The organism is Roseomonas chloroacetimidivorans (genome assembly GCF_049629625.1).
Classification (GTDB): Bacteria; Pseudomonadota; Alphaproteobacteria; order Acetobacterales; family Acetobacteraceae; genus Roseomonas; species Roseomonas chloroacetimidivorans.
Genome location: NZ_JBNBZS010000025.1, coordinates 1 through 18638, shown reverse-complemented (window position 1 = coordinate 18638; position 18638 = coordinate 1). Strand labels below are relative to the sequence as shown.

Genomic DNA, 18638 nt, shown 5'->3' with positions numbered 1-18638 from the left:
TCCGCCATGGCATGGAAGATGCGACGCGCATCGCCGCGGGCATGGGGCCCGCACGCGGAACCGGCACTGAGGCAAGTGAGCCCCGATGGGAACGAAGTACCGCATCCACCGCCGCAATCTTCTGGCGGGCGGCACCGCTTTCTCCCTCGTGCCGGTGACCGGTGCGCGGGCTTCCGCGCAGTTGCTGGATCGGGTGGTCTTTCAGACGGACTGGCGCGCCCAGGCCGAGCATGGCGGCTACTACCAGGCCGTCGCGGCCGGCATCTACCGGCGCCATGGCATTGATTGCGACCTTCGCCAGGGCGGGCCGCAGCTCAACCCGGCGCAGCTTCTGGTGGCCGGGCGTGTGGACATGATCATGTCCAACCCGTTCCAGCCCCTGAACTATGTGCGGGACAACATACCCTTCCTCTGTATCGCCGCGATCTTCCAGAAGGATCCGGTTATCCTCATGACGCATGAGGAAGCGGGGATCGACAGCTTCGAGAAGATGCGTGGCAGGCCGATCGCGATCAGCGCCGCGAGCCGCGTGACCCACTGGCCCTTCCTGCGGAGCCGCTTCGGCTTCGATGACAGCCAGATCCGGCCCAAAGCAGCCAGCCTGCAGCCCTTCATGGCCGACAAGAATTCCATCTATCAGGGCATTGTCTCCTCCGAGCCTTTCGCGGCCATGCAGGCCGGGGCACATCCGCGAGTCCACATGCTCGCCGATGCGGGCTACGAAGCCTACAACACCACGGTCGACATCTCCGCAAAGATGGTCACGGAGAAGCGCGACCTCGTGCAGCGCTTCATTGACGCGACGATCGAGGGGTGGACCGAATACATGAAGGGGCAGGACATCGCGGCCGCGAATGCCCTGATCAAGCGCCACAACCCCGAGATGCCGGACGAAATGCTGGCTTATGGTCTCAAGGTGATGCGTGAGCGCGGCATGGTGCTCGGCAACGAGGCCGCGATGCTGGGCATCGGTGCGATGACGCATGAGCGTTGGGATCGCTTCTACTCCACGATGCGGGAGACGGGCGTCTATCCCGCCGGGCTCGACATCCGCCGGGCCTATTCGCTGGACTTCGTGAACAGGAAGGTGGGCGTCGGCTGAGGTGGCCCCGGCGGTCCTCCTTTCCGGGGTCTCGAAGCGCTACGACAGCAATAGCCGATCGGGGGGCACGCGCGCCCTGGACCGGATCGAGCTGGCGGTGGAGGAGGGGGAATTCCTCTCCCTGCTTGGCCCCTCTGGCTGCGGCAAGTCCACCCTGCTGCGGATCATCGCGGGGCTGATTCCTCCGAGCAGCGGAGAGGTTCGCGTGCGTGCCGCGAAGCGCGGGGAAACCGGCTTCGTCTTCCAGGACCCGACGCTGATGCCTTGGTCCACCGCGATCGGGAATGTGATGCTGCCGCTGCGCCTGTCCGGCCTGCCGCGGGCGGAGGCGGAGCCACGCGCGGCCGAGGCGCTGGCCCAGGTCGGGCTCGCGGGTTTCGAGCGAAGCCGGCCCCGCGCCCTGTCCGGCGGCATGCGGATGCGCGTTTCCATCGCCCGCGCTCTGGTCACGCGCCCCCGCCTGCTGCTGCTGGACGAGCCCTTCGCCGCGCTGGACGAGATCACCCGCCATCGGCTGAATGACGACTTGTTGTCGCTTTGGGCCCAGACGCGCTTCACGGCGATCCTGGTCACGCATTCCGTGTTCGAGAGCGTCTATCTTTCCCGCCGCATCGCCGTGATGGCGGCGCGGCCCGGGCGGATCATGGAAACGTTGCCGATCGATGCGCCTGTGCCGCGCGGCGCGGAGTTCCGTACCTCCGCCGACTATGCCGCGCTGTGCCGCCACGCCTCCCACGCGCTGGCGCGTGCCATGGAGCCGGCATGAGATCCCTGCTGGAGCCCGGGTGGCGCATCGCCGCGCCGCTGCTGGTCGCGCTGCTGGCGCTTGGTGGCTGGGAATGGGCAGTGCGGGCCAATGATGTGCCGCCCTATATCCTGCCGGGGCCCATCGCGATCGGCCGGGCGCTGGTGCAGGACTGGCCGCTGCTCTCGCAGTCGCTCTTGGTCACCCTGGAAGTCACCGCCATGGCGCTGGTCGCCGCGGCCGTGTTGGGGCTGCTGCTCGCCATCCTCTTCGCGCAGTCCAAGGTGATCGAGACCGCGCTCTTTCCCTATGCGGTGATCCTGCAAGTCACGCCTGTCGTCGCCATTGCGCCGCTCATCATCATCTGGGTGGACCAGGTCTGGCTGGCGCTGCTCCTCTGTGCCTGGATCGTCGCCTTCTTCCCCGTGCTGTCCAACACCACGCTCGGGCTCAACAGCGCGGATCCGAACCTGCACGACCTGTTCCGCCTTTATGGCGCCAGCCGCTGGCAGGTGCTGACACGGCTACGCCTGCCCTCGGCCCTGCCGCTTTTCCTGGCTGGGCTGCGGATCTCCGGGGGGTTGGCTCTGATCGGGGCTATCGTGGCGGAGTTCGTGGCGGGGGCAGGGGGCGCGGAATCCGGGCTGGCCTATCGCATCCTGGAAGCCGGCTACCAGCTCCAGATCCCCCGCATGTTCGCCGCACTTGCCCTTGTTTCGGGCGCGGGCATCGCGATCTTCGCCGCCCTATCCTTGCTCTCCCGCTGGCTGCTGCGGGGATGGTCCGGCTCCTGAGGGAGCCCGGGGCCGCCATCGGCCCGGTCACCCGGCGGAAACGGGTCTCGAGAAGTTTTGCCGACGGTCCCTTGTTGCGTCCGGGAGAGCCGGTAACCTCCGGGTCAAGAAAACCGGAGGAGAGCGCGTCCATTGACCGCCGAGCGTGCCCCTGTGTCGTGCGGTCCGTCCCCGCGGCCCATCCATCATTCCGAGTCCCCTGAGGCTGGCGCCGGGACAGCGTCCGCTGCCGGGCATGCCCTCACGCGTCGCGCCGCCGCCGGAGTTTTCGGTGCGGCTGCCCTCGCGCGCTGGCGCCCCGCCCGCGCGCAAGCGCCGCTTTCCGTCATCGCCTTCCAGGGCGCGTCCAACTGGCCGATGTGGGTGGGGCTGGAGCGCGGCTATTTCGCGGAGCAGGGACTCGCCGTCACCCTCGCCATCACGCCGAATTCGGTGGAACTCGCGCGCGGCCTCTATGACGGGCGGCACCAGGTGGCGCTGACCGCCGTGGACAATGTCGTCGCCTATGCGGAGGGGCAGGGGGAGGCGCAGCTTCCAGGCCCGGCCGACTTCTTCGCCTTCATGGGCATCGATGACGGCGTGCTGACCCTCATGGCAGAGCGTGGAATCGAGTCGGTCTCCGGCCTCCGGGGACGGGGGCCGTTTGCCGTGGATGCGCTCACCACCGGCTACGCCTTTGCGCTGCGCGAGATGCTGCGCCGCGCCGGCGTGCCGGATGAGGAAGCGCCCTTTCAGCGCGTCGGCGGCCATGCCTTGCGGCTGGCGGCGCTGCGCGAGGGCCGCACCCGCGCCACGCTGCTGACCACGCCGCTGGATTTCATGGCTGAAGCGGATGGTTTCCGGCCCCTCGCGCGGGTTGCGGAATCGCTCGGCGCCTATGCCGGGGTCACCGGCAATGCCCGGCGCGCATGGGCGGCGGAGAACCGCGACACCCTGATCCGCTTCATCCGGGCCTGGCGGCGCAGCGTGGACTGGATCGTCGCGCCCGAGAACCGGGGGAAAGCGGTGGCGCTGTTCCGCACGCGCCTGGGCGGTAATCTCGACCCCGCTGTTACGGAGCGTGCGACGGCGGTGCTGCTCGATCCGAAGCGCGGCATCCGGCGCGACCTTTCGATCGACCCGGCAGGCTTCGAGACGGTGCTGCGGCTCCGCTCCGAACAGGCGGAGCCGCGGCGCAGTCTGCGCGATCCGTCCCGCTATCTCGACCTCTCCTTCCTCGAGGCCGCCGCGCGCGGCTGAGCCGTGGCGGCACCTCCTTTTCAACGACGGAAGCCCGATGAGCAGCACCAGTTCCAGCACCGCCCTGCGCGCCGACGAAAACTTCCGCTTCCCCGGTGGGGCGCGGGTCGGGATCGTGTTCAACATTGCCTATGAGGGCTGGTCGCCGGGACAAGTGCCGGGCATCGGGCCGATGGGCAATGTGCTGAAGCCCGGCTTCCACGACAGCAATGCCGAATCCTGGGCCCGGTACGGCGCCACGCGTGGCATCTGGCGCGCGCTGGAGATCGCAGCCCGGAACGGCGTCCGCGCCAGCGTCATGACCAATGGCGTGCTCGCCGAATTCTGGCCGGATACGGTACGCGCCATCCACCGCGCCGGGCACGAGATCGTCGCCCATTCCTACGGTATGGATGTCATCCCCGTATATCTCGACGAGGCCGCGCAGAGGGAGAACATCCGCCGCAACACCGGCCTGATCGGCGAACTGACCGGCGAGGCGCCGCGTGGCTGGATCAGCCCGCGCGGCACGGGTAGCCCCATCCATGCGCGCCTGCTGGCCGAGGCCGGGTACCTACACCATGGCGATTGCAACGATGACGACCTCCCCTACCTTCTGCGGGAAGGCGGTGCGGAGATCGTGTCCATCCCGCTCATCATGGATGTGAACGATCTGCCGAGCGCGATCCGCTACGGTAATAACGCCCGCGCCATGCTGGAGCAGTTCCAGGACGCCTTCTCCGCGATGCGTGAGCGCGAGACGCGGCCGGTGATGCTGGACGTGACCATTCACACCCATGTTTATGGCCGTCCCGCCGGCGCCTGGGTTTTTGACGAGATTATGCGGCAGGTGAAGGCCACCCCCGAGGTCTGGACGGGAACGCGGCTCGAGGCGGCGCAGCACCTGCTCGCCAATCGCGACCGGTTGAGGCCCGGCTGAGCAACGCCGCGGAGGGGACGCCATGAGAGCCATCACGCGCCGAGGCGCCCTGGCGGCGGCCGGACTCATCATGCCCGCGGGCATGGCGCACGCGCAGGGAACCAACTGGCCGGACCGTCCGGTCCGGCTGGTGGTCGCCTTCGCCCCTGGCGGCCCGGCGGATATCGTCGCCCGCATCGTCGGCGACCGTCTCGGCAGCCTCTGGGGACAGGCCGCCGTCATCGAGAATCGTGGTGGCGCCGGGGGAAATGTCGCCGCGCAGCTCGTGGCCCATATGAGGCCCGACGGGGCGACGGCGCTGGTCACCACAAGCGCCTTCGCGGTGAATCCCAGCCTTTCCCGCAGCGCCGGCTACCGGCCCGAGGAGTTGGCGCCGGTGGCACTGCTGGCTGCCACGCCGAACCTGCTCGCGGTGAAGCCCGATTTCCCGGCAAAGACGGTGCCTGAACTGATTGCCTATGCCCGGTCCAAGCCGCTGAATTTCGGCACGGCCGGAGTTGGCACCACCCCGCATCTCTCGGCGGAGCGCCTGTTCCGCCAGCTCGCGCGCGTCGAGGCGCAGCACATTCCCTTCACCGGGGCAGGACCCGCCCTGACGGCCGTGATCGGCGGCCAGCTCGAAATGGCCAGCGTGGCGCTTCCGGCGGCGATGGAGATGGTGCGGCAGGGCACGGTGCGCGGACTGGCTGTCACGGGCGCCCAGCGATCCCCGGCGCTGCCCCAGGTGCCCACACTCTCGGAGCAGGGCTTTCCGGGCGTGGATGACGTCACCTGGGTCGCCCTCTTCCTGCCCGCCGAAACACCGCCGGCGATCTTGGCGAAAGCCAATGCGGACGCGAACCGCGCCCTGCAGGATCCGGAGGTGCGCCGACGCCTGGAGGCCATCGGCTTCCAGGCCATGGGCGGCACGCGGGAGGAGGCGGCGCGCTACGTGGCCGCGGAGGTCGGGCGATGGGGTGAGCTGGTGCGCGCGATCGGCCTCACCATCGACTGAGGCCGCGGGGCCCTACCAGGGCAGGTCCACCCAGGAGAGGTGGCCGCCCTTGCCCGCACCCGTGTCCATGAACACCGCTGCTCCGCCGGCGGCGCCGATCTGCATGAAGGGGCGCCCGTCGCCGCTCCGCATTTCATGCCCGCAATACACAGTGAAGCCCTGCGGGATGCGGTCTACCCAGTCATGCAGGCGCTCGGGAAAGCCATCCTCACGCATCCGGCTCGTCACCTGGCCGAACAGGGCGCGGGGCACCAGGCCCTCAGGCTTCCGCGCCCCGGCATCGGGCGGGGATACGGCATGAAGCATTCGGGGGTGGAAGCCGCCATGCACGAAAAGGCGCTGGTCGATCCGCAGCCAGGCCGGGGCGCGGGCGATCTCCACCACGGCGCGGCGCCTAAGCGCCTCGGCATCCGGGGCGGCGTCGATCTGCTCCAGCGTGCGGCCCAGCCCGCTCGGTTCGATGCGGATCTGCGCGCCTTCCAGCGCCCGGCGCAGCTTATGGTCATGATTGCCCAGCACAAAGAGGCCGCGTCCCTCGGCCCGCAGCGCGAAGGCGCGGCGCAGCACGCCGGGGCCGTCGGTCCCGCCATCCGTCAGGTCGCCGAGCTGGATCAGGAAGAGCCGCTCCGCAGCTGCGCCGTCGGCCGCCGCATGGAAGGCGGCCGCGTCGCCATGGACGTCGCCCACGACGCGGATTCCCTCGAAGCGGCCGCGCAGCTCCCTCAAGCCGCCGACTCCTCGGTCCAGCCACCGAGCGCGGTGGCGGCGCTGCTCCTGGCTGGAGCCGCGTCCACCGGCTCATCCATGAACCAAGCAGCGCGGTTCTGCCAGGGCCGGGGCGGGTGCCTCACCGGATGGAAGGATGCGATCATCCGAACACGGTTATGCATCCACCCTATTCGCCAGAGCCGTCGCATCCCTCCGTCCAGGATTGGATGGCCTGTGCGGCGGCGCTGCCAAGCGGCAAGCAAGTTCCGGTCCGGCGCGAAAGGAGAAGGTGCAAAGCCGGCCAGGCACAGGCTCTGGCGGAATCCGAGGAGGGTGGGCGCGGTCACGCGATGCGCTCCACCCGGCGGCGCATCGGCGCCATGGGCACGCTGAACAGCCGGTCAGTGCCCAGCATGAAGACCCGCCCGCCCCTGGGAAACAGGCCGCCCAGGGCCGGGTCGCGCACGTCCAGGCCACCGGTGAAGGCGCCGAAGGCTGGCAGGATGACGCGGCGGGCATCGGTGGCGAAGCAGGGGCGGCTGATACCGCCTGCGCGCGTCTCCATCGTGGCCTTCGGGTGAAAATGCCCGCTCATCTCGCCGCTGGCGCGCGGATCGGCCTCATGCCGAAAGGTGAGGGGGCCGTCGGACAGCGCATCCAGCGCCACCCCCGGCAGGCCCACCGGCGCCACGGGGTCATGATTGCCCAGCACCCAAACTACCTCTTGCACCGAGTCCAGGATCCGGACCAACGCGGCACAATCGCTCGGCGTCATCCGCTCGCAGCCCCCGGCATCGTGGAAGCTGTCGCCCAGCAGCACCAGCCGCGCCGGATGATAGCGCCGGACCACCAGGGCGAGCTTCGACAGGGTTTCGCGCGTGTCGTAGGGCGGTACGAAATGGCCACGCGCCGCAAAGTGGCTGCCCTTCTCCAGATGCAGGTCGGAAACAACCAGCGTCTTCCGGGCTGGCCAGAAGACCACGCCCGCGGGGTCGAGCATCAGTCGTTCCCCGGCCAGGTGCAGAGGGGCGGGGGTCACTGTGCCAACCCCTTGGCGCTGCGGATGAATCGGCGCGGCGGGGGGCGGCGTTTCCGGTCCTGTCGTCTTGGGCGGTCCACAACACCGGAACGCACACGGACGCCCTCCGTCACCTCCGCGAGAACTTCGGCGAAGCGCTCGGCGCCGTCCGTGGCCTCGTCCACCAACGCGGCCGCCTCGGCCAGCAGCGCGTCCTCAGCGCCGCCGGCCACCCATTCGCGGCCCTCCTCGATCAGGGCTGGCACGGCCAGGGGGGAAACGCGGTCCAGCCGGCGGATGCGGATCGCGCCACGGATACGGGCGAGGAGGGTGGCGATGCGGCCGACATCGGTCAGGCCATGGGCGGCTTCCGCCCGGGTGGCGCGCAGCAGGATGTGGTCGGGCTCGTGCTTGCGGAGCACGTCGTAGATCAGGTCCGAATTCATGGTCATCTGGCGGCCGGACTTCTCCTGGCCCGGGTGGTTCTTCTCGATCAGCCCGGCGATGGTCGCGATGTTGCGGAAGGTGCGGCGGAGCATGGAGGATTCGGCGATCCACTCCTCCAGCTCCTCGCCGAGGATGTCCTCCTCGAACAGGCGCTCGGGCTCATCCGGCTCGAAGGCGCTCCAGGTGGCCAGGACGTAATCCGTGCCGAGATAGCCCATGGGGCCATAGCCCATGCGCTCCATCCGCTTGGTCACGAGCATGCCCAGGGTCTGGTGGGCCAGCCGCCCCTCGAAGCAATAGGCCACCATGAACCAGCGGCCGCCCTTCGGAAAAACCTCGATCAGCATCCCGTCCCGCTGAGGCAGCTCGGAGCGGCGCTGCTGCAGGCGCAGCCAGTCCCGCACCGGCTCTGGCAGGGCGCGCCAGCGCTTGGGATCGGCCAGGATGGAGCGCACGCGGAAAGAAAGGCTGGTGGAGAGCGGCATGCGGGCGCCGGCATAAGCTGGCACGCGCGGCTCGCCCTCTCCGCCGCGGGTCACCACCATCGTCAGGGCCTCGATCCCCTCATAGCGCAGGGTCTGGCCGGCGAAGATGAAGCAATGACCAGGCTCCAGGGTGGAAGCGAACCATTCCTCCACCTCGCCCAGCACGGGGCCGCCGCGCAGGCGCACCTTCAGCATGGGCGTGTCCACGATCGTGCCCAGATTCATCCGGGCCTGCCGGGCCACGCGCTGGTCCCGCACATGCACCAGCCCCTGGGAATCCGTGAAGAGCCGGCGGAAGCGGTCATAGGCTTGCAGGGCGTAACCGCCATCCTCCACGAAGCGCAGCACGTCGTCGAAGTCGCGGCGGCTCAGCGTGGCATAGGCACCGGTGCGCGTGACCTCGGCATAAAGATCGTCGGGGTGGAAGGGCGCCTGGCAGGCCATGGCAAGGATATGCTGGGCCAGCACGTCCAGCGCGCCGGGACGGGGGGCGTCGCCATCCAGCTCATGGGCCCGCACCGCTTCCGTAGCCGCAACGCATTCCAGCACCTCGAAGCGGTTTGCCGGCACGAGTACGGCACGGGAAGGCTCGTCCATCCGGTGATTGGCGCGGCCGATCCGCTGGAGCAGGCGGGACACCCCCTTGGGCGCGCCGACATGGATCATCTGGTCCACCGCGCCCCAGTCGATGCCGAGGTCGAGGGAGGCCGTCGCCACCACGGCGCGCAGACGCCCCGCCGCCATGGCCGCCTCCACCTTGCGCCGCTGCTCGATCTGCAGGGAGCCGTGATGAAGGCCGATGGGCAGGATGTCGTCGTTCAGCTTCCAAAGGGCGGCGAAGATCAGCTCCGCCTGGGCGCGCGTGTTGACGAAGACGATGGTGACGCGGGCTTCCCGGATCCGGTCCAGGATACCGGGCGCGGAGGCGATGCCCATATGGCCGCCCCAGGGCAGGCGCCCCTCCGGCAGCATCAGCTCCATCACCGGCTCGGCACCGCCCTTGCCGACCACCAGCCGCACATCCTCCGCCCGCGCCGTGGGGGAAAGCCAGGCCCGCAGCGCCTGCGGATGCGCGACCGTGGCCGAGAGGCCGACGCGCCGCAGCCCCGGCGCCAACACGTCCAGCCGCGCCATGCAGAGCGCAAGCTGGTCGCCCCGTTTGGTGCCGGCCATGGCATGGGCTTCGTCCACCACCACCGTCCGCAGCCCGGCGAAGAACTCCGGCGCCTCGGGGGAGGAGAGGAGAACAGCGAGACTTTCGGGCGTGGTCAGCAGGATCTGGGGCGGGGCTTCGCGCTGACGGGCGCGGCGGTTCTGGGGAGTGTCGCCCGTCCGGGTCTCGATCCGGATGGGGAGGTCCATTTCCCGCACGGGGTCCATCAGGTTCCGGGCAATGTCCACCGCCAGCGCCTTGAGGGGCGAGACATAGAGGGTGTGCAGGCCCTCGCGCGGGTTCTCATGCAGGTCAAGCAGGCTCGGCAGGAAGCCAGCCAGCGTCTTGCCCCCGCCGGTCGGGGCGATGAGGAGGGCGCTTTCCCCTGTGTTTGCGGCCTTCCAGAGGGCCAACTGATGAGGTCGCGGGGTCCAGCCGCGTGCGGCGAACCAGCCCGCGAAGGGTTCCGGCAATGTTCCCATGGGCCAGGGGTATATGGCATGGATTCCCCCGGTGGCGAGGTCCGCCCCGTATGACCCCTGCCGAAAGCGCCCGCATGGCTGAACTGACGACGCTGCTTCCCCTGGCCCTGGCCGGCTTCGCACTGCTGGTGGTGTGTCTCCTGTTGCTAAGGCGGCCGGAGGCAGGCGGCGGGGAAATGCTGGCGGCGCTCTCGGCGAAGCTGGACGCGCTGAGCGCCGCGCAGGACCGCCAGGCCACCGTTGCGGCCGACCGCGGCGCTGCCGTGGAGCGTGTCCTGGCGGACCGGCTGGCCGAGGCCCGGATGGCGACGGAAGCCGCCCTGGCTATGCAGCGCGAGCGCCTCGGCGCCACGGAACAGGTCCTGGCGGACCGCCTCGCCGCCTCCAGCCTCGCGCTCACCGAGACGCTGGCCAATGCGCTGTCCGCCCAGAATGAGCGTCTGGCGGCCCAGGAGAAGACCCTGGCGGACCGGCTGGCGAAGACCCAGGAGACGCTAGGGGCCGCCGTGGCCGCGCAGAATGAGCGGATCGGCCGCATCCTGAACGAGAACGCCCTGAAGGCCGAGGAAACCGCCGGCAAGATCCATGAGCGGCTGGCAGTGATCGACGCGGCACGGGCGAATATGGAGGCGCTTGGCGCGCAGGTCGGCAGCCTGGCGCAGATCCTCGGCAACAAGCAGTCTCGTGGCGCCTTCGGGGAGGTGCAGCTTCGCCAGATCGTCGAGGACCGGCTGCCGCCCGACGGCTTCTCCTGGCAGCACACCCTGGCGAACCGCACGCGCTGCGACGTGCTGATCCGCCTGCCGCACCCGCCCGGCCCGATCGCGGTCGACAGCAAATTCCCGCTGGAGGCCTGGCTGGCCGCGCGCGATGCGGCTGATGACGCGGCCCGCATCGCCGCCACCAAGCGCTTCGCCGCCGATGTGACGCGCCATGTGGACGACGTGGCCGGAAAATACATCTGCCCCGGCGAGACGGCGGAGGGCGCGCTGATCTTCGTGCCCAGCGAGGCGATCTATGCCGATCTTCATGCCGCCCATGCGCCTGTGGTGGACCGGGCGGCGCGGATGGGTGTCTACATCGTCTCGCCCAGCACCATGTGGGCCGTGCTCGGCACCATGCGCGCCCTGATGCAGGATGTGCGTATGCGGGCGGAGGCCGGCCAGATCAAGAACCAGGTCGCCGAACTGATGAAGGACATCTCCCGCCTGGACGACCGCGTGACGAAGCTGCGCAAGCACTTCGCCGACATGCAGATGGATGTGCAGCAGATCGAGATCACTACGGGCAAGATCACCCGCCGGGGTGTGGCGATCGAGGCGGTGGAGCTGACCGATGCGCCGGCCCTGGCCGCCCCGGGGACGGTGCTGGCGCCAGCGGCGGATTAGCCGCCGGCGCGCCGCAGTTCAGGCCGGCGTCAACCCGATTGCCTTCACCACGGGCTCCCACTTGTCCATCTCCGCCTTCAGCCACTGGGCCGCGGTTTGCGGCGTGGTGTCGGAGCGTGGCACGACGGTCAGGTCGGCAAAGCGTTGCTGCGTCTTCGGATCGCGCATGACGGCGTTCACGGCAGCGTTGAGCTTCTGCACGATCTCATCCGGCACGCCCGCGGGGGCGAAGAGCATGTGCCAGGTATAGGCTTCGTAGCCTGGCAGGCCGGACTCATCGAAAGTCGGGATGTCCGGAAGTTGGGGAATGCGCTTGAGGGAACTGATGGCGAGGCCGCGCGTGCTGCCGCGCTTCACGCTCTCCACGCCGTCGGATGCGACGTTGAGGAACATGGTCAGGTTGCCGTTCAGCAAGTCCGGCATGGCGGGCGCCGAACCGCGATAGGGCACGTGGTTGACCTTGAGATGCCCGGCCTGGTGCAGGAAGAGCTCCGTGGCCAGGTGCACCGCTCCGCCCGCCCCGGAACTGCCGTAGTTGTAGCGGCCGGGATTCGCGCGGAGCATCGCGATCAGTTCCTGAAGGCTGCGGGCCGGCACCTCGTTGTTCACCTGCAGCAGCATCGGAATCACGCCCGCCAGTGCGACGGGCTGGAAGTCCTTCACCGGGTCGAAGGAGAGATTCGAGAAGAGCGCGCGCAGCACCGAATGCGCGACCGTGCTGTAGAGAAAGGTGCTGCCGTCCTTTGGCGCCTTGGCGACCACCTCCGTTCCGACCACGACTCCAGATCCCGTCCGGTTCTCCACCATCACGCGCTCGGGCAGCATGTTTGAGAGCCCGTCGGCAATCAGCCGCGCGGCCACGTCGGTGGGGCCACCGGCGGCGAAGGGGACGATCAGGCGAATGGGCTGGCGCGGCCATATGCCCTGGGCACTGGCCAGGCCAGGGATAATGGCCGGTGCGGCGAGGCCGGCCATGCCGAGATGCAGTAAACCACGGCGCTGGATGCGCATGAACTTTCCTCCCTTGTGGTGCTTGCCGCACCCTTCGGAAGGAGCCTGTCATCCCTGCTGCCCTCGCGGCAACAAAAAGGGTGGTAAGATTCTTAGATCGGCGGGACGCCACCCACCCGCATGAGATGGTGCATCCCGACCTCTTCGGGGCTCAGGCATCCCAGGAAGGCGAGGTTCCGGTTCACCTCCGAGGCCAGGATGTCGATACCATGGCGCACCCCTGCCTCGCCGCCCACCGCGGCGGCATAGAGGAAGGGGCGGCCGACGAAGACGAAGTCAGCGCCCATCGCGAGGGCCTTCAGCACATCCGAGCCGCGCCGGATGCCGCCATCCATCATCACCTTCATGGTGCCCGCGGCCGACTTCACCTCTGGCAGGGCCCTGAAGGCGGAGATGGCGCCGTCGAGCTGCCGTCCGCCATGGTTGGAGACGACCACGCCGTCCGCTCCTTCTTCGGCGGCGCGGTGGGCATCCTCGCCATGCAGGATGCCCTTCACGACCAGCTTGCCCTTCCACTGCCGCCGGATCTGGGCGAGATGCGCCCAGTTCAGATGGTCTCGCGCGCCGAAGTCGCGTTCCACATGCTTGGCGATGATCGGCGCGCCGCGGGTCGCGTAGGAATTCTCGAAATGCGGCATGCCATGGTGCCGCAGGGTACGGAACAGGGTGTCCCAGAGCCAGCGCGGGCGGATCGCGCCGTCCCAGGCCAGGCGCAGCGAGGGCTTGAGCGGCGTCGAGAAACCGGTGCGGACGTTGTTCTCGCGATTGCCCAGGGTGGTGGTATCAACCGTCAGGGCCAGGGTACCGAAGCCTGCGGCGGCCACGCGGTCGACCAGCGCCGCGATGCGGTCGGGCTCGCCGGGCAGATAGGCCTGGAACCAGGCGCCGGGATATTCCCGCACAACCTCCTCGAGCGGGATCAGCGAGGATCCGCTCATGATCATCGGGATGCCCGCATCCCGTGCCGCTCGGGCGAGCACGAGGTCTCCCCGATAGGCCATCATGGCGCTGATCCCCATCGGCGCGATGCCGAAGGGCGCTGCGTATTCCGTGCCGAAGAGATTGGTCTGGATGCTTCGGCGTGAGACGTCGACCAGGTAGCGCGGACGGAAAGCCCATTCGCCGAAGACGTCGCGATTGTCTTTCAGGGAAGAATTGGTCTCCGCCGCGCCGGCGATATAGCCGAAGAGCGGCCGCGGAAGCTTCCGCCGCGCCGCCGGCTCAAAGTCGTCCAGCGCCAGGATGGGGCGCAGGGAGCGCGGCATGTTCTTCGAGACGCTGCGATAGACGCTCTTCGCAGGCGGCGGGACAGGGGCGGCACCCCCGCCACTGGCATCCGGTGGGCTCATGAGAGGCGCTCCAGCACGCGGTCCACAAAAAGGCCGGCGCTGCCGAGATAGGTTGAAGGGTCAGTGATATGTTCGATGGCGGCTGGGTCAAGGCGGGAGGACACCGCCTCGTCGCGGCCCAGCGCCTCAGCAAGTGGGATGCGCTCGGCCAGCGCCACGTCGCAGGCATGGTGGACGGCATCATGCGCCGCGCCGCGGCCGAGCATTGGAGCCAGTCCCATCATCACGGCCTCGGCCATGATGGCACCGCCGGTAACATCGAGGTTCCGGCGCATCCGGCCGGCATCCACCGTCATGCCCTGCGCGATCTGCCGCGCCTGATCCAGCGCGCCATGGGTCAGTAGCAAGGCCTGGGGAATGGCCAGGGGCTCGGCCTGCCAGGGACCGGTGCCGCGCTCATGGTCCAGCGCCATGGCGGACATGACCTGCGGCACCAGCGCGTGAACGCCGCGCGCCTGGGCCAGCACATATTCGCAGGCGATCGGGTTGCGCTTCTGCGGCATGGTGGAGGAGCCGCCGCGCCCGGCCTCATGCGGCTCGAACACCTCGGCCACCTCGGTCTGCATCAGAAGCATCACGTCGGTCGCCATCTTCGACAACGCGCCGCAAAGGATGCCGCACCAGCAGATAGCTTCCGTGACGGTGTCGCGCGTGACATGCCAAGGGATCTCGGGCACGGCGAGGCCCAGCTCCTTGGCCAGAGCCTGGGCCACTGCCGGGCCCTTCTCCCCAAGCGAGGCGAGGGTGCCCACGGCGCCTCCGAACTGCACGCGCAGCAGGCGCGGCAGCAGGGCGTCCAGCGTCTCCCGTGCATTGATCAGCGGCGCCAGCCAGACGGCGCATTTGTAGCCGAAGGTGACGGGGAGGGCGTGCTGCAAATGGGTGCGCCCTGCCATCACCGTATCCCGGTGCTCCCGCGCGCGAGTGGCCAGGGCGTGGATGACGGCGTCTAGGTCCGTGCGGATCAGCGTGAAGGCGTCGCGCAGCGCCAGCACCAGCGCTGTGTCCAGAATATCCTGGGTGGTCGCGCCCCAATGGGTCCAGCGCGCCGCTTCCTCGCCCGCCAGGGCACCGAGTTGCTTCACCAGCCCCACCACGGGATAGCCCGTGTTCCGCGTGGCAACGGCCAGCTTCGGGAGGTCCAGCCGGTCCGCGCGCGCTGCCGCGGTGATCGCCCGCGCGGCTTCCTGAGGCACGATGCCCAGCCCCGCTTCAGCGCGGGCGAGCGCCGCCTCCACGTCCAGCATGCGCTGAAGCAGCGCTATCTCCCCAACGGCGCCGCGCATCGCGTCGGTGCCGTAGAGGACACCCCAAACCGAACCGTCCGCCGGGTTGACCGCCATGACTAGACCGCCATCCAGACGGTTTCGCCTTCGCCCTGGAGGCGGAGGTCGAGGTTCCAGGTGCTGTTTCCGGCGTGCCTGGCGATGATGGTGGCGCGCCGGGCCTCGGGCACGGCCTTGAGCACGGGGTCGGTGGCGTTCAGCGGCTCGCCTTCGAAATAGAGCCGGGTTGAGAGGTGCTGGAGCAGGCCTCGGGCGAAGACGGCCAGCGCGACATGCGGGGCCTGCAGGGCATTGCCGCCGGCATGGGGTCCGACCGGCACCGGCCCGGGCTTCAGCGTCACGAAGCGGAAGCGCCCCTCCTTGTCGGTCCGGCTGCGGCCATAGCCCTGGAAGGCCGTGGGATCACCCTTCTGGTCGGGGTAGCAGCCGGAGGGATCGGCGTGCCAGATCTCCACCATGGCATCCGTCACCAGCGCGCCGGTGCCGTCCCTGATTGTCCCGGTCAGGGTGATGCGCTCCGCGCCCTCGGGCAGGCGATCGGCGAAGTGGCGCGTGGTATCCGCCCATTCCGGGAAGTCGATCAGGTGCCAGTAGGGGCCGGCAGTCTGGTGGGCGGTGGCGGGTGTCGCCGCGGAGGGTGCGAGTTCCGGCGTCGCGTCAGTCATGATGGCCATCCTCCATCGGGGTCGCCTCACGGCCGCGCAGGACGATGTCGAAGCGGTAGCCCAGCGCCCATTCAGGCCGGGTGATGTCGAGATCGAAGCGGGCCACCAGCCGGTTGCGCGCGGCCTCGTCGGACACCGTGTTGAAGATCGGGTCCAGCGGCAGCAGCGGGTCGCCCGGGAAGTACATCTGAGTGATCAGGCGCTGGGCAAAGCCCTGGCCGAACAGGCTGTAGTGGATGTGGTTCGGACGCCAGGCATTCTGGTGGTTGCGCCAGGGATAGGCACCGGGGCGGATGGTGACATAGCGGTACCAGCCATCCTCATCGGTGAAGACCCGGCCGAAGCCGCGGAAGTTGGGGTCGAGCGGGGCGTCATGCGTGTCGCCCTCATGGTTGTAGCGGCCAGCGGCATTGGCCTGCCACACCTCCACCATGGCATGGCGGATGGGGCGGCCATCCTCGTCGCTCAGCCGGCCGGCCACGATGATCCGCTCGCCCATCGCATGACCCCGGCCGTTCTCCAGCACGGTCAGGTCCGTGATCTCCGGGTATCTCGCCGGGGTGAAGACCGGGCTGCTCGTCTCCGTCAGCGTATGCGGCAGCTCCAGCAAGGGCTGCGTCGGGTAGCGCGCATGCGTGCTGCCATAAGAAGGCGAGTTCAGCGGCGGCTGCGTCGCCGGAGCCGGCCGGCGATAACCATGCACAACCTCACTCATGGAGTTTTCTCCATTTCCGCAAGGATGTCCTTGGCGATCTTCAGCGCATGATTGGCTACGGGAACGCCGGCATAGGCACCGACCTGCAGCAGCACCTCCGCGATCTCCTCCGGTGTGACGCCGGTGTTCCTCGTCGCGCGCACATGCAGGCCGAACTCGCCTTCCCGCGCCAATGCGGCCGTGACCGCCAGAGTCAGCAGCGAACGGGTATGGCGCGGCAGGCCCGGGCGGGTCCAAATCTGCCCCCAGACATTGCGCGTGATGTAGTCCTGGAATGGCGCATCGAGCGGCGTGACATTGGCCTGGGCCCGGGCGACATGTGCCTCGCCCAGCACTGCCTTGCGGACCGCCGTGCCGGCCGCGGCCGTATCACCCTCTAGACCGGGCGCGAGATGGGCGAGCAGCCCTTCCGTGACTGCCTCGGCTGCTTCGAAGGTCGGGATATGCGCGAAGCCGGGCAGCACCGTCAGCGTGCTGCCGGGGATGGCATCCCGCATGGCCTCGGCCGCGGAAACGGGCGAGGCCATATCCAGTTCCCCGACCATGACGGTCGCCGGGCCATGCAGCTTGCCCGCCAGCGGCTCCGCCCGCGCGTCGCGCAGGGCGGCCGCGGCGGCGGCATAGCCCTCGGGCGGCGTGGCGAGCAGCATGGAGCGCAGGCCGCGCGAAGAGGGCGAGGACGGGTCCACCACCCAGCGCGCGATAACCCCATCCACCACGGCGGCCATGCCGCCGGTCGTCACCGCCTCGATCCTCGTCTGCCAGGTGGAGGGCGGTGGGAACTCCATCGCGGTATCGAGCAGGAACAGCGAGAGCACCCGGTCTGGCTGGCTCGCCGCCATTTCCATCGCGATACGGCCGCCGATCGAGATCCCCGCGACATGCGCCGCCCGGACACCCAGGGCATCCAGCACTGCAAAGGCGTCCTCGGCTAGGGCGGCCATGGTGGCTTCGCCCGGAATCGGTGCGGTCAACCCGTGGCCACGCAGGTCAAAGCGGATGATGCGGTGGGTGCGGGACAGCGCCTCGACCTGCGGGTCCCAGACATGCAGGTTCGTACCAAGGCTGTGGAGCATCAGGATCGGTGGAGCGCCTGGCGGGCCTTCCACCTGCACATGCACCGCCAAGTCGCGAAGCGCGATGAACATCCGGCCGTTATTCTCCCCCGGCGATCCGCCGGTCCGCGCCGGCCAGGTGGCCGGGAGGGGGGACGCCGGATGGTAGCCCTACCACGGCGCCCCCGAGGCGAAAACCCGGCGGCTACACCCCCGCGACGGAGACCTGGTTGCCGTCTTGTCCGCGCATCGCCCAACCGGTGGTGCGGTTCTCGATCGCGACGGCGATGACATACATCAGGACGCCCATGATGCCGGTGATGATCAGGCCGGCAAAGACGAGGGGGACGTCGAAGCGGGAGGAGGCGAGCATCATCAGGTGGCCGATGCCCTTATTGGCCGCGACGGTCTCCGCCATGATCGACCCGACGAAGGCCACCGTGATCGCGATCTTCAGCGAGGCGAAGAAGTAGGGCATGGCGCGTGGCAGGCCGACCTTGCGGATGATGTCGCTCGGCCGGGCGCCGAGGGCACGTAGCACATCGCGCAATTCCGGCTCGACGGTCGCGATGCCCGTGGCGACATTCACCACGATCGGGAAGAAGCTGATCAGGAAAGCGGTGATGACGGCCGGGATGGTGCCGATGCCGAACCAGATCACGAGAATCGGCACCACGGCCACCTTGGGCACGGAGTTGAAGGCGATCAACAGCGGGTAGAGCCCGTGATAGACCAGGGTGGAGGAGCCGATCGCCACGCCGAGCAGCAGGCCGAAGACGATGGCCAGGGCGAAGCCGATCAGCGTCGTCATCAGCGTCTGCCAGGAGTTCTCGAGCAGCGGCAGCCACCATTTCACCATGCTGGCCCCGATGGCCGAAGGCGCGGGCAGGATGAACTGGGGAATGGCGAAGCCCTGGACCACCACCTCCCAGATCAGGAAGGCACCAAGGATGACCAGCCAGGGCAGGGCGGTCTGCAGCCGGCGCCTGCGGCGGGCGGAGGCGGCCATGGCGTCGATACGGCGCTGGGCTGCGGTCGGGATCGGCTTCGGCGGGGCCATGGGGGCGGTATCAAGCGGCATGC

18 protein-coding genes are annotated in these 18638 nt (G+C 68.9%); 7 read left to right on the top strand and 11 right to left on the bottom strand.

The window, feature by feature from the left end; translation table 11 throughout:
- Positions 1–85 precede the first annotated feature (85 nt).
- The 6 genes from ACO1BU_RS18985 (at position 86) to ACO1BU_RS18960 (ending at position 5793) form a co-directional block, all read left to right on the top strand.
- Positions 86–1102, top strand: a complete 1017-nt coding sequence (locus ACO1BU_RS18985) for an ABC transporter substrate-binding protein (protein WP_424137533.1) — start codon at positions 86–88, stop codon at positions 1100–1102.
- Position 1103: 1 nt separating this feature from the next.
- Entirely contained in the window at positions 1104–1868 is a 765-nt protein-coding gene (locus ACO1BU_RS18980; RefSeq protein ID WP_424137532.1) for an ABC transporter ATP-binding protein, read from the top strand.
- A complete protein-coding gene (locus ACO1BU_RS18975) occupies positions 1865–2641 on the top strand; it encodes an ABC transporter permease (RefSeq protein WP_424137531.1) in 777 nt (258 codons plus the stop codon). The genes ACO1BU_RS18980 and ACO1BU_RS18975 overlap by 4 nt, the downstream gene beginning before the upstream one ends.
- 132 nt (positions 2642–2773) lie before the next feature.
- Positions 2774–3880, top strand: a complete 1107-nt coding sequence (locus tag ACO1BU_RS18970) for an ABC transporter substrate-binding protein (protein ID WP_424137530.1) — start codon at positions 2774–2776, stop codon at positions 3878–3880.
- A gap of 37 nt (positions 3881–3917) precedes the next feature.
- On the top strand, positions 3918–4799 hold the full coding sequence (locus ACO1BU_RS18965; protein ID WP_424137529.1) for a polysaccharide deacetylase family protein: 882 nt from the start codon (positions 3918–3920) through the stop codon (positions 4797–4799).
- Between the two features lie 22 nt (positions 4800–4821).
- A complete protein-coding gene (locus ACO1BU_RS18960) occupies positions 4822–5793 on the top strand; it encodes a tripartite tricarboxylate transporter substrate binding protein (protein ID WP_424137528.1) in 972 nt (323 codons plus the stop codon).
- Positions 5794–5805: 12 nt separating this feature from the next.
- On the opposite strand, the gene ACO1BU_RS18955 is transcribed toward ACO1BU_RS18960, so the two are convergent.
- The 4 genes from ACO1BU_RS18955 to ACO1BU_RS18940 all read right to left on the bottom strand — a co-directional run bounded on the left by ACO1BU_RS18955 (position 5806) and on the right by ACO1BU_RS18940 (position 10086).
- Complete coding sequence (locus ACO1BU_RS18955) at positions 5806–6519, bottom strand: metallophosphoesterase (protein WP_424137527.1); 714 nt, start codon at positions 6517–6519, stop codon at positions 5806–5808.
- Positions 6516–6710 carry an FAD-binding domain-containing protein gene (locus ACO1BU_RS18950; protein ID WP_424137598.1) on the bottom strand — a complete coding sequence of 65 codons (195 nt, stop codon included), beginning with the start codon at positions 6708–6710 and terminating at the stop codon, positions 6516–6518. Before ACO1BU_RS18950 ends, ACO1BU_RS18955 begins: the two co-directional genes overlap by 4 nt.
- A gap of 134 nt (positions 6711–6844) precedes the next feature.
- Positions 6845–7540, bottom strand: coding sequence for a ligase-associated DNA damage response endonuclease PdeM (pdeM, locus tag ACO1BU_RS18945; protein WP_424137526.1), 696 nt, complete (start codon positions 7538–7540; stop codon positions 6845–6847).
- Positions 7537–10086 (bottom strand): ligase-associated DNA damage response DEXH box helicase, encoded by a 2550-nt coding sequence (locus ACO1BU_RS18940; protein ID WP_424137525.1) that lies wholly within the window; start codon positions 10084–10086, stop codon positions 7537–7539. The genes pdeM and ACO1BU_RS18940 overlap by 4 nt, the downstream gene beginning before the upstream one ends.
- Before the next feature lie 74 nt (positions 10087–10160).
- Between ACO1BU_RS18940 and ACO1BU_RS18935 the strand changes: the two genes are divergently transcribed.
- A complete protein-coding gene (locus tag ACO1BU_RS18935; protein WP_424137524.1) occupies positions 10161–11474 on the top strand; it encodes a DNA recombination protein RmuC in 1314 nt (437 codons plus the stop codon).
- Between the two features lie 18 nt (positions 11475–11492).
- Here ACO1BU_RS18935 and ACO1BU_RS18930 read toward each other — a convergent pair whose 3' ends face one another.
- From ACO1BU_RS18930 to ACO1BU_RS18900, 7 genes are all read right to left on the bottom strand, one after another.
- Positions 11493–12485 (bottom strand): Bug family tripartite tricarboxylate transporter substrate binding protein, encoded by a 993-nt coding sequence (locus ACO1BU_RS18930; protein WP_424137523.1) that lies wholly within the window; start codon positions 12483–12485, stop codon positions 11493–11495.
- A 92-nt stretch (positions 12486–12577) separates the two neighbouring features.
- Entirely contained in the window at positions 12578–13834 is a 1257-nt protein-coding gene (locus tag ACO1BU_RS18925) for an alpha-hydroxy acid oxidase (protein ID WP_424137522.1), read from the bottom strand.
- Positions 13831–15177 carry a 3-carboxy-cis,cis-muconate cycloisomerase gene (gene pcaB, locus ACO1BU_RS18920; protein WP_424137521.1) on the bottom strand — a complete coding sequence of 449 codons (1347 nt, stop codon included), beginning with the start codon at positions 15175–15177 and terminating at the stop codon, positions 13831–13833. The genes ACO1BU_RS18925 and pcaB overlap by 4 nt, the downstream gene beginning before the upstream one ends.
- Positions 15178–15179: 2 nt before the next feature.
- Positions 15180–15785 carry a protocatechuate 3,4-dioxygenase subunit alpha gene (gene pcaG, locus ACO1BU_RS18915; protein WP_424137520.1) on the bottom strand — a complete coding sequence of 202 codons (606 nt, stop codon included), beginning with the start codon at positions 15783–15785 and terminating at the stop codon, positions 15180–15182.
- Positions 15778–16500 (bottom strand): protocatechuate 3,4-dioxygenase subunit beta, encoded by a 723-nt coding sequence (gene pcaH / locus ACO1BU_RS18910; protein WP_424137519.1) that lies wholly within the window; start codon positions 16498–16500, stop codon positions 15778–15780. The genes pcaG and pcaH overlap by 8 nt, the downstream gene beginning before the upstream one ends.
- Positions 16497–17648: a bifunctional 3-oxoadipate enol-lactonase/4-carboxymuconolactone decarboxylase PcaDC gene (pcaDC, locus tag ACO1BU_RS18905; protein ID WP_424137518.1), complete on the bottom strand. Its 1152-nt coding sequence runs from the start codon at positions 17646–17648 to the stop codon at positions 16497–16499. The genes pcaH and pcaDC overlap by 4 nt, the downstream gene beginning before the upstream one ends.
- 112 nt (positions 17649–17760) lie before the next feature.
- A partial coding sequence (locus ACO1BU_RS18900) for an ABC transporter permease (RefSeq protein WP_424137517.1) occupies positions 17761–18638 on the bottom strand: 878 nt, incomplete at its 5' end.